The following is an 11,510-nucleotide window of genomic DNA, read 5'->3' as shown; positions in this document are numbered from 1 at the left end:
GTTTTATATGATAAAGGAATGGTTATGTTATAGGTAATAGCTAGCCTACCTGTACGAATTATTCTTACATGAAGGAAATAGGTGCATGTTATGGACATGAAAGAAATCGAACTCAAAATGCAAGGAAAAATAAACCGGCTCACGAACCATACGTTCAAGTTCGACGAGCGTGTGGGCGAAGGTTGGTTCTCGGCGGTTTACTTCTTGAAAACTTGTAAAATCGCTGAAAATCATAAACCGGATAATATCGTCAAAATGCAATTTTTCCAGAAGAAGCACGCGGTCTTGTGTGGAACGGATGAAGCGATTGCTTTGATCAAAACGTTCGCCAAGGACCCAGAAGATCTGGTGATCTACTCCTTGAAGGACGGCGATAAGGTTGAGCCATATGAGACGGTTCTGACCATAGAAGGTCCTTATCAGAATTTCGGATTTCTAGAAGGCATTATCGACGGAATTCTGGGCAGAAGAACGTCTGTTGCTACGAATGTATATGAGGTTGTAAAAGCTGCAAGCACTTCTGGCGTGCAGAAACCGGTCATCTTCATGGGAGACCGTGATGATCATTTTACACAGCAATCAGGAGATGGCTATTCAGCTTATATTGGTGGCTCAACAGCCCAAGCGACCCACGCAATGAACGAATGGTGGGGAAAACGCGGTATGGGTACGATGCCACATGCACTCATCCAACTCTTTGAAGGGGATGTCGTCGCAGCTTCAAAAGCCTATCACGAGCAATTCCCGGAAGACGATTTGATTGCTCTTGTCGATTACAACAATGATGTAGTGACCGACTCGTTGAAGGTTGCAAGAGAATTCGGGGACTTGTTGAAAGGTGTCCGAGTCGATACATCTAGAACTATGGTCGACCAATATTTCTGGCGAAACCAGGATGTCCTAGGGAAGTTCGACCCTCGTGGTGTGAACCAGGAACTCATTTTCGCTTTGCGCCAAGCTCTTGATCAGGAAGGATTCGACCATGTGAAAATCGTCGTCAGTGGTGGTTTCACAGAGGATCGCATCCGTAACTTCGAAGAGCATCAAGTGCCGGTCGACATATACGGAGTCGGAAGCTCATTATTGAAGATCAACATCGGCTTCACTGGAGATAACGTCATTCTAAATGGAAAAGAAGAAGCGAAGAAAGGACGTAAGTATCGTCCGAACGAAAGACTGGAGAAAGTGGACTGGTAAGAAGACGGAATGGTTTCCACTTTACCTTTCTGCTATAATGGGAAAATGGGTTGAAAGCCCACAAGGGGAACTAGCCCCATTTAAGTAAGCTAGGCATATACTAAATATAGATCAATGAGCAACGATTCCAGATCAGTTGGAGGTTCGTTTTTATGACAACATATCATTTTGTTGGGATTAAAGGGACTGGAATGAGTCCACTTGCACAAATATTGCATGATATGAAATATTCGATTCAAGGCTCGGATATCGATAAATACATCTTTACCCAACAAGCATTAGAAGAAAGAAATATATCGGTGTTGCCGTTCCAGGCTGAAAACATCAATGATGACCAGGTCGTCATTGCGGGTAACGCTTTTCCGGATGATCACGAAGAAATTTCGAAAGCCAATGAATTAGGTGTGCCGATTTATCGGTACCATCATTTCCTAGGTGATTTCATACAGAAGTTCACAAGCGTAGCAGTGACTGGATCACACGGTAAAACATCGACTACAGGATTGCTTGCTCATGTGTTAGGAGCAGCTCATCCGACATCGTACTTAATCGGAGATGGATCTGGAAAAGGTGTGGAAGACAGTCAATACTTCGTATTCGAAGCATGCGAATACCGTCGCCATTTCCTTTCATACGAACCGTCCTACGCGATCATGACGAACATCGATTTCGATCATCCAGACTATTTTAAAGACGTAGATGACGTATTCGATGCATTCCAATCGATGGCGATGCAGGTTCAGCAAGGAATCATCGCATGCGGGGACGACCCACACTTGCAGAAGATCCAGGCGAATGTACCGGTTCTTTTCTACGGATTGAATGAGAACAACGATTTCCAAGCTGGAAACATTCAAGTGAGTAAAGAGGGTACAACATTCGATGTGTTCGTCCGTAATGCATATCACGAGACGTTCACGATTCCTGGATATGGTACACATCATGTGTTGAATGCATTATCCGTCATCGCACTTTGTCATTATGAGCAAGTGGATGTGAACATCTTAAAAGAACAGTTGAAAAACTTTAAAGGTGTTAAAAGACGTTTTACAGAAAAGCATGTTGGGCAACAAGTGTTGATCGATGATTATGCACACCACCCAACTGAAATCAAAGCGACGATCGAATCGGCAAAACAAAAGTATCCAGACAAAGAAGTGGTCGCGATCTTCCAACCGCACACGTATACAAGGACCCAGACGTTCTTGAAAGAGTTCGCGGACAGCCTCGGACACGCAGATGCTGTTTATCTTTGTGATATTTTCGGTTCTGCACGTGAGGACAGAGGCAACCTTACGATTGAAAACCTGCAGGAGCGAATCGATAACTCCCACATCATCCGGGAAGAAACCATCGATTTACTATCAAAGCACACCAACAGTGTACTCTTGTTCATGGGTGCAGGTGACATTCAAAAATATCAAAAAGCCTACGAAAGCCAAATGGCATCGTAAGCACGAAACTGTAGTTAAACCAGAACCGAATCCGGTTCTGGTTTTTTCATTTAGGTGGATTTTGCTCCGACTTGTGGAACTTTCTAGCTCACTTGTGGAAGGTTTACATTTACTTGGGGAACTTCCCCTCATACTTGTGGAACTTTTGTTTTAACTTGTGGAAGTTGGGACTATTTAACTATACCAATCTCCATAAAAAAAGCGTCCTCAACGTGAGAGGACGCTTTCCCTTAAGATATTACTTCAAGTTTTCCGGGTTAAGAGGTTCTAATTCTGGCAGAACGAATCTTCCGTCTTTACGGATCAATACGCCGTCGAAGTAGATTTCCCCTCCGCCGTAATCAGATCGCTGAATGTTCACGAGATCCCAGTGGATGTTGGAATCATTGCCATTGGCTGCTTCTGCATAGCACTGGCCTGGCGTGAAGTGGAAGCTGCCGTCGATTTTCTCATCAAACAGAATGTCCTGCATCGGTGTTTGAATGAATGGATTGACGCCGATTGCAAATTCTCCGATAAAGCGTGCGCCTTCGTCTGTATCCAAGATCTTGTTGATTCGTTCAGTATCATTTGCGCTCGCTTCAATGATTTTGCCGTCTTTGAACGTGAAGCTTACATTGTGGAAGACGAAACCTTGATAAGGTGATGGAGAATTGTAAGTAATCGTCCCATTGACTGACTCACGTACTGGAGCTGTGTACACTTCACCATCAGGCAAGTTCTTATGTCCTGCACATTTGATCGCTGGAATGTCTTTGATGGAGAACGTCAAGTCCGTACCTGGTCCTTTAATGTGAACCTTGTCTGTACGGTTCATCAAGTCTTCAAGTGGGCCCATCGCATCGAGCATCTTGCTGTAGTCGAGGTTACAAACATTGAAGTACAAGTTTTCGAAAGCTGTCGTACTCATGTCTGCAAGCTGGGACATGTTCGGTGTTGGATAACGGAGTACACACCACTTCGTTTTCGGTATACGGATGCCATGGTGGACACCTTTATAAACTTTCTTTTGGTACATCGCCATTTGCTCAGAAGGAACATCAGACATCTCTGAAATGTTGTTGCCAGAGCGGATGGCAACATACGCATCCATCTCCTTCATGATCGTTTCTTCGAATTTCCCTTGCAACGCCAATTGCTCTTCCTTCGCTTCCATCAGTAACGCACGTTGCGTCGTCTCATCTTTGATGTTTACGAATGGAAAACCGCCAGCCTTGTAAGCTTCCTCTACAAGTGCATTGACGAGCTCCCGCTGATAGCCTGTATTCTCAATCAGGACTTTCTCTCCAGGCTGAAGATCGACGGAGTATGTAATGATGTTGTTCGCTAAAGCTTGAATTCTAGGATCTCTCATTTTCATGTCTCCTCTCAATTTTTCCTATATGATTTCCCAACTTCTATTGTACTTTATTTCAACTTTAGAAAAAAGCTAGGAGGATTGTTTGTGATTTGCAGCGAATTTCATTAGAATAGGGTACAACTAGTTTAGGGAATAGACAGATTGGGAAATGGAATACTAAACAGGAGGTGGTATACGTTATGGAAATAATCTTGTATTTAAGTGTAGCTCTAATTGCAATTGCGTTTGCAGTACTGGTCGTATTTATCTCTCGAACATTGAAATCACTCCAATTGACGTTGACCAATGTCGCAAAAACACTCGACGGACTTGAGAACCAACTTGATGGAGTATCCAGGGAAACAACAGATTTGTTACATAAAACAAACCGTCTGGCAGAGGATATCCAGCAGAAATCAGAATCCCTTAACTCAGTATTCCACGGTGTGCGTGAAATCGGAGACAGTCTCTCCACCGTCAGTCATTCCGTAAAAAATGTTTCGACTCGAATTGCACGTGAAGGTGAGAAGAAGTCCGATACAGTCTCGCAAGTCGTGCAGTGGAGTAATGCAGCATTAGATATTTATGAAAAATTCAAACTTAGAAACAGAAGAATAGAGCGTACGACAGAACCAAAATAGAGGAGGAATTGTAAATGACAAATGACAAGAACAACCAAAACTCTAACATTGACACGAAGGACTTCTTGATTGGAACATTAATTGGAGGTATCGTAGGTGCAACAACAGCACTTCTACTTGCTCCTAAGACTGGTAAAGAGCTTCGTACGGATCTCAACGACCAGGCTTTACAATTGAAGGACAAAAGTACTGAAGTAGCAACAATGGCTAAGGAGAAGTCTTCCAACCTTGCACAATCCGTCAGTACTCAAACTTCCCAGGCTGCCAACAAAGTGAAAGAATTCTCCAACAACGTGAAGACTGATTACACCAATTGGAGAAACAAAGACAAGATGGATGAGCTTGAAGAAGAATACAACGAAGGTAAAGCGGATGCGATTGAAGACGCAATGCAAACACCTAACAAAGAACTAGACGAGATGGAAACGAACTACGAAGAAAAGCATACGCCTGAATATAAATAATCGTTAAAAGGTAAGAACATAGAAGTGCCGGCGTGCTCAAATGGATGGCGAATTTCATTTTTGAGTCTGTCCGGCACTTTTATTTGTTGGCTGCTTTCGCGAGCTTTGTTGCTCTTGAGAGTTGTTGATTTCCGCTTCAGGTACTCGCTTTCCGCGGGGCGTGCGGTGAGCCCACTCGTCGCTTTGCGACATTGATTGGTCTCACCTGTCCCGCTGATCCCGCTGGAGTCTCGCACCCTACTCTCCAATCAAATTACACAAGATGTTTTTTATAAAAACACCTAAAAGCAGCAATCCTTAGGAAAAGAGCATATTTTTTAGAAGGCAACTGATAAACATAGACATTTTTACAAAAGGAGCAATGATTCATGAAAAAAATCACGAGTTGGGATGAATTTAAGTCCATTGATACATCCAAACCATTTTACTTTCTAAAGAACAGTACGACTTGTCCGATCAGCGGTTCTGCTTATGAAGAAGTGGAGAAGTTTGCAAAGGATCATCAAGATATTTCTGTCTATTACTTGAACGTTCAAGAATCACGTCCATTATCCAATCAGATTGCCGAAGAATATGGGGTGAAGCACGAATCTCCACAGCTTTTCCTATTCAATGGGGACCAAGTGGTATTCCATGACTCTCATTGGAACATCACTTACGATAAATTGGACCAATTGACGAAACAACATATCTGATTTTTTCTGAAAAGTGCTCAAAGGTAGACGTCACCCGCAAGGTAGACTAAACTAGTATTGAATCATTCTTAGTAACAATGGCTTACTTATATTCTAGGAAGTGAAATTATGAGCAATCAAGAACTCGACCACTTACGAGAACAAATCGATCAGATAAATCTGCAATTAGTTGAGATGCTGAACAAGCGTGCCGAAATCGTCCAGGAAATCGGTCATGTAAAAAAGAAGCAAGGGATGAATCGCTACGAGCCAGTTCGTGAGCGGCACATGCTGAATCTTATTTCAGAACATAACCGCGGTCCATTAGAAACGACTACTTTGCAACACTTGTTCAAGCAGATCTTTAAAGCTGGTCTAGAGCTGCAAGAAGACGAGCATCGCCAGGCTTTACTCGTATCACGTAAAAACCAACCTGAAAATTCGATTGTCGATGTACTCGGTGAAACGATCGGCGATGGCAGACAACGAATCATCGCAGGTCCTTGTGCCGTCGAATATTATGAGCAAGTCGACGCAGTCGCTGAAGCAGTCAAAGCACAAGGCGTGAAACTGTTGCGTGGAGGTGCATTCAAACCTCGCTCCTCTCCATATGACTTCCAAGGACTAGGGATGGAAGGCTTGAAAATTTTAAGAGATGTAGCCCGAAAACACGGTCTGGCTGTGATCAGTGAAATCGTGAATCCAGCAGACATCCAGGAAGCGACCGAGTATGTCGACGTCATCCAAATCGGTGCACGGAACATGCATAACTTCGAACTGTTGAAAGAAGCTGGACGAGCATCGAAGCCTGTCTTGCTGAAACGCGGCCTTTCCGCAACCATTTCGGAATTCATGAACGCAGCTGAGTACATCATGTCTCAAGGAAATGGTGACATCATCCTTTGTGAACGTGGAATCCGGACCTATGAGAAAGCGACGCGAAACACACTCGATATTTCAGCTGTACCGATTTTGAAACAAGAAACACACTTACCGGTGTTTGTCGATGTGACGCACTCGACCGGGCGACGTGACATCCTGCTCCCAGTAGCGAAAGCTGCACTTGCCATTGGAGCGGACGGCGTCATGGCTGAAGTCCATCCAGATCCAGCTGTCGCGCTATCTGATGCCACTCAGCAAATGGACATCGATCAATTCAATGAATTTGCTAACGCTTTGAAACAATCGTATCCAGATTTAATTTAATTTTTAGATTAGGATAAGATAAAAGTAGACCATCGTTTGGAAACAACAACGTGCAGAATAGGAGGCCGTTATGAATAACAATTCAACCATTTATGATGTTGCAAGAGAAGCCGGAGTATCGATGGCAACCGTTTCACGTGTTGTGAACGGGAATCCAAACGTTAAACCAGCAACTCGGAAGAAAGTATTGGACGCAATTGAACGACTCGGTTACCGACCGAACGCAGTCGCTCGTGGACTCGCAAGTAAAAAGACGACCACAGTCGGTGTCATCATTCCAGATATCTCAAGCATTTTCTTTGCTGAACTCGCTCGTGGAATCGAAGATATCGCAACGATGTACAACTACAACATCATCCTATCCAACTCTGATCAAAACAAAGATAAAGAAATCCATTTGCTGAACACGATGCTTGGGAAGCAAGTAGATGGAATTGTCTTCATGGGTGGGACGATTACGGAAGAACATGTAGAGGAATTCAAACGCTCACCGGTACCGATTGTCCTTGCAGCGACGATCTCACCGGACCAAGAAATTCCGACGGTGAACATCAATTACACAGAAGCTGTTTATGATGCAATCCATTTCTTAACGGAACAAGGCCATGAAAGAATCGGAATGGTATCAGGACCACTCGAAGACCCGATTAACGGTCATCATAAGTTCTCCGGTTACCGTAGAGCCTTAGATGAAGCGAACCTTGAGATGAAGGAAGACTTCATTTACATCGGTGACTACACGTATGACGCAGGAATTGAGGCTGTAGAGAAGTTCTTATCCCTCGATGACAAACCATCTGCAGTATTTGTAGGAACGGATGAAATGGCATTAGGTGTCATTCATGGCGCACAAGATAGAGGCTTGAAGATTCCTGAGGATCTGGAAGTCATCGGATTCGACAACACGCGTCTCGCGTCCATGGTTCGCCCGACACTGACAACGGTCGTTCAACCGATGTACGATATCGGAGCGGTAGCGATGCGTCTTCTCACCAAATTCATGAACAATGAAACCGTCGAAGATCGTACCGTCATTCTCCCACACCGTATCCAACTACGCGACTCAACGAAATAATGACTATTTAAAACACGTAGCACAAAAAGAGCTACGTGTTTTTTTCTTTAAATAAAGGACATAAGATCCTCTGAATTGAAATAAATGGTATTCCGTTAAAGGGCAGGATTGTTGAATAACTGATTGGGGAATGAATAACAAATTAGTATTAATTTTTATTATATTTTTATGAAAGACATGAGGTGTAGAAATGTCAATTAAAAACAAGGTGATGATGGAGAGTCCAGGATTATGGGAGAACTTTAATAAATGTATAGCCGATATAACAGAAGCATCATTGGAAGAGAATTTCGATGGAAACTTGTGTTCATATATGGTTAAGGATCTTATTGTTGATTATGTAGAACCTTATATGATTTTTATTATTTTTTGCAGGTTAAAGGAATTTAATTACAGCTATAAAGATAGGGATAAAACTTTATACGACATCTCTTTTCGATTTAAAAATTATTATTGTGTTTTTTCATATGAAAAAATGGGGCTTATATTATCCATTAATACACAAGATGAGAAAATAATCGGTGATTTGTTTAAAAAAGTTAATAGTGCAATTAGAATAACCAATTTATTACTTAATTCAGTAGTTGAGGAAGCAATTAACCATGGTAATTTTACTTTAGAAAATCGTTCTGGTTTATTAAGGCAAAGATATTTATATTTTAGAGAAAAAGCAAAGGATCTAAATCCTATTAATCATGATCGTGTAAAAAGGCTACGTGACATAGAAAAACAAAAGGAAGTCATCTTTAATACCCAATCAATGCTAGACGCTTATTTTAGCTTTCATGAACATATTTTAATACTATTACTACCTTTTAAAGAATTTAATAAAAGCATAGAAAAAGTTACTGATTTACTTTCAGCTAATTGGACATATAAATATAATCGTATTTTTAATCCACAAGATAATCCAGTATATATGAGTTGGTTTAATAAATTAAAATATTTGAAGGAATTACGAAATAAATATGCTCATGGAGGATTTGAAAAGAAAAACGGTTCGTTCTTTCCACATATTGAGGGGGTGGGAATAATACCTGTTCAGCCTCCAGAAAGTAGTAGTGGGATTTACTCTCTACTACAGATCAATGATATTCACTTTCATGAGATATGTAAAATAATAAACGAGTATGAAAGCTTTTTATTTGAGTCAAATTGGAAACTACCATTAACTATTTTAGAAAGCGGACTAGACATTAGATATGACGATGAATATATTAAACGTCTTAAAGATGCTATAAAATCAGAGGAAAACCTTGAGTCTTTCTTAGAATTTGAATTTGAAATAATTGATCGTGCAGCAAATATGGATTGGTGAATGGTTTCTTTATCCTATCAAAAACCACGAAAACTTAAAAAAGAGTGTGACGATGTAGTTAGACATAATAAAATAAAGAAACAAGAGACGGGTTTGTGGAAGACTCAGTTCAGAGATGGCCCTTATTATTTAGAAAGCTATTGGAAAGGAACAGTTGATGGGTTATACCAAAAATAGGAAAAGTATGATAGAAAATGAAATTCATTTAGAGGTAGAGTTATATGCCTAAAATTGACAATATGTTAGCGATTCTATGGATGCTTCGTTCAGGTGAAAAAATTACTGCACAACAGATTTCAGAAAAGTTAGAGATGAATATAAGGACTGTGTATCGTTATATTGATACGATTTCAACGAGTGGAGTACCTATCATTTCAGAACCAGGACATAATGGTGGATACACTTTATTGAACAATTTTATTGAAGCTCCTCTTTTTTTTGATTTTGAGGAGCAAACTTCACTATTTCACGCTGCTGTATTTGCAGAAGAAGCCGGATATTATGGTGGTGAGGCACTAAATAGAGCCCTTTCAAAACTAAATAACTTCTCAAATAAAGAGCAGAAAACAAAGATAAACCAACATTTAACGAGTCTTGAAGTGATCAGTCGATCATGTTCACTTTCTATGGAACAACTTTTGAAGGAGTTGGAGCAGACCGTAGCTGACGGGTACTCAATAAAATTTGTTTACCATAAAAGTGGCGAAAAACAGTTAGATGATAGATTAGTCGATCCGTATAGAATGATTTATTGGAATAATAAGTGGTATGTGATTGGATTTTGTCATTTTAGAAATGATATCCGTAGTTTTAGAGTAGATCGCATTGAAAGTCTAATGCTAACCGAAAATAAGTTTAACCGGCCCAAAAATTTCTCAGCACGTGACTTTTTTACAAGAAATCTTCTTCCAGCTATAGAAGATAAGGAAGGGGGGATTTCTTTCGTTATTAGTGGGGATAAAAGTGTATTGAATGATATTTGTCAACATTGGTTTTTAGGACATTATTTACAAGAAAGGACTTCAAATCGAGCCGTTTTTCTTCTTGAAAAAGATATAATCCATACATATGTACCTTATTTACTTTTACCGTACAATCAATCTATTAAAGTGATTGAGCCAATCAGTCTAAAGAAACGCCTTGTTGAAGTTCTGTCGGAATTAATAAAATTTCATGAAGTATAATCACTTCCCTGACGCTAAATGTCAGGGAAGTTTTATTATACTGGCTATATCAAATGTGATTGGAGTGTTATTGGATGCAAACAAAAAAGGTTTTTTTATATGTATTTAATACTATGTCAGACTGGGAATATGGATATTTAATTGCTGAATTAAACTCAGGAAGGTATTTCAAAAAAGATTTAGCACCTTTAAAAGTAATGACAGTAGGAGCTAATAAAGAAATGATTACGACGATGGGAGGGCTGAGCATAAAACCAGATATGTCCTTTGATGAAATTACACTTGAGCGTAAAGATCTTTTAATTTTACCAGGAGGGACTACTTGGAGTGAAGACATTCATCAGCCTATCTTGGAAAAAATCGGCCAGGCTTTAAAGAATGGCACGATTGTTGCTGCAATTTGTGGCGCCATTGAGGCCCTCGCGAATAGGGGATACTTAGATACTAGAAGGCACACAAGTAATGACTTAGAATATACCAAAATGGTAAGTCCTAACTATAAAGGAGAAAAATTTTATGATTTCGAGTCTGCCATATCTGATGAGAATTTAGTTACCGCATCAGGAATAGCTCCGCTGGAATTTGCCATGGAGGTACTTAAAAAAATAGATGTATTTACACCAAATACATTACATTCATGGTATAACCTAAATAAAACGAATGAACCTGAATATTTCTTCCAGTTGATGAATTCTAATTAATAAATGAAGTGACACATTGTGACGTATATCTTGAATCACTCGTGTCTCTAATGATTGAAGATATACGTTCCCTTATTTCATTTAAAAGATTGTATTACAGTCATCTATTTGAAATAATTGGTATTAGATTGGAAGCGAGGGGACGGTTCGAACGCTTCCAACATGAAGCATAAGAACCGTCCCCTCGCTTGATAGTAATTAGAAATCAATCGTATGCAGTTAAGGAAGAATGATTGTTAATAAACAGCGATTGAAAT

General features: G+C 40.3%; 12 protein-coding genes. 10 read left to right on the top strand and 2 right to left on the bottom strand.

Features of this window, described 5'->3' with window-relative positions; all coding sequences use genetic code 11:
• Nucleotides 1-96 precede the first annotated feature (96 nt).
• A complete protein-coding gene (locus tag ACSVDE_RS11830; protein ID WP_439301983.1) occupies nt 97-1,197 on the top strand; it encodes a nicotinate phosphoribosyltransferase in 1,101 nt (366 codons plus the stop codon).
• A gap of 152 nt (nt 1,198-1,349) precedes the next feature.
• Nucleotides 1,350-2,651, top strand: coding sequence for a UDP-N-acetylmuramate--L-alanine ligase (murC, locus tag ACSVDE_RS11825; RefSeq protein WP_439301092.1), 1,302 nt, complete (start codon nt 1,350-1,352; stop codon nt 2,649-2,651).
• Nucleotides 2,652-2,889: 238 nt separating this feature from the next.
• Here murC and ACSVDE_RS11820 read toward each other — a convergent pair whose 3' ends face one another.
• The gene (locus tag ACSVDE_RS11820) at nt 2,890-4,005 is read right to left on the bottom strand and encodes an aminopeptidase (protein WP_439301091.1); all 1,116 of its coding nucleotides are present in this window, start codon (nt 4,003-4,005) and stop codon (nt 2,890-2,892) included.
• A gap of 185 nt (nt 4,006-4,190) precedes the next feature.
• Here ACSVDE_RS11820 and ACSVDE_RS11815 point away from each other — a divergent pair, with 185 nt between their 5' ends.
• Entirely contained in the window at nt 4,191-4,631 is a 441-nt protein-coding gene (locus ACSVDE_RS11815; RefSeq protein ID WP_439301090.1) for a DUF948 domain-containing protein, read from the top strand.
• 14 nt (nt 4,632-4,645) lie between these two features.
• Complete coding sequence (locus ACSVDE_RS11810; protein ID WP_439301089.1) at nt 4,646-5,095, top strand: YtxH domain-containing protein; 450 nt, start codon at nt 4,646-4,648, stop codon at nt 5,093-5,095.
• Between the two features lie 54 nt (nt 5,096-5,149).
• On the opposite strand, the gene ACSVDE_RS11805 is transcribed toward ACSVDE_RS11810, so the two are convergent.
• Complete coding sequence (locus tag ACSVDE_RS11805) at nt 5,150-5,287, bottom strand: hypothetical protein (RefSeq protein WP_439301088.1); 138 nt, start codon at nt 5,285-5,287, stop codon at nt 5,150-5,152.
• A 176-nt stretch (nt 5,288-5,463) separates the two neighbouring features.
• On the opposite strand from ACSVDE_RS11805, the gene ytxJ reads away from it, so the two are divergent.
• The 6 genes from ytxJ (at nt 5,464) to ACSVDE_RS11775 (ending at nt 11,253) form a co-directional block, all read left to right on the top strand.
• Nucleotides 5,464-5,790: a bacillithiol system redox-active protein YtxJ gene (ytxJ, locus tag ACSVDE_RS11800; protein WP_439301087.1), complete on the top strand. Its 327-nt coding sequence runs from the start codon at nt 5,464-5,466 to the stop codon at nt 5,788-5,790.
• Nucleotides 5,791-5,898: 108 nt separating this feature from the next.
• Nucleotides 5,899-6,975 carry a bifunctional 3-deoxy-7-phosphoheptulonate synthase/chorismate mutase gene (locus ACSVDE_RS11795; protein ID WP_439301086.1) on the top strand — a complete coding sequence of 359 codons (1,077 nt, stop codon included), beginning with the start codon at nt 5,899-5,901 and terminating at the stop codon, nt 6,973-6,975.
• A 70-nt stretch (nt 6,976-7,045) separates the two neighbouring features.
• Nucleotides 7,046-8,050 (top strand): catabolite control protein A, encoded by a 1,005-nt coding sequence (gene ccpA / locus ACSVDE_RS11790; RefSeq protein WP_439301085.1) that lies wholly within the window; start codon nt 7,046-7,048, stop codon nt 8,048-8,050.
• A gap of 190 nt (nt 8,051-8,240) precedes the next feature.
• A complete protein-coding gene (locus ACSVDE_RS11785) occupies nt 8,241-9,368 on the top strand; it encodes a hypothetical protein (protein ID WP_439301084.1) in 1,128 nt (375 codons plus the stop codon).
• Between the two features lie 221 nt (nt 9,369-9,589).
• On the top strand, nt 9,590-10,552 hold the full coding sequence (locus ACSVDE_RS11780; RefSeq protein ID WP_439301083.1) for a helix-turn-helix transcriptional regulator: 963 nt from the start codon (nt 9,590-9,592) through the stop codon (nt 10,550-10,552).
• Between the two features lie 74 nt (nt 10,553-10,626).
• On the top strand, nt 10,627-11,253 hold the full coding sequence (locus ACSVDE_RS11775; protein ID WP_439301082.1) for a type 1 glutamine amidotransferase family protein: 627 nt from the start codon (nt 10,627-10,629) through the stop codon (nt 11,251-11,253).
• Nucleotides 11,254-11,510: the final 257 nt, after the last annotated feature.

This window comes from Pseudalkalibacillus sp. Hm43, from assembly GCF_051842935.1.
Taxonomy (GTDB): domain Bacteria; phylum Bacillota; class Bacilli; order Bacillales; family Fictibacillaceae; genus Pseudalkalibacillus.
The sequence above is the reverse complement of the archived record's forward strand: the minus strand, read 5'-3'. Positions and strand labels throughout refer to the sequence as shown.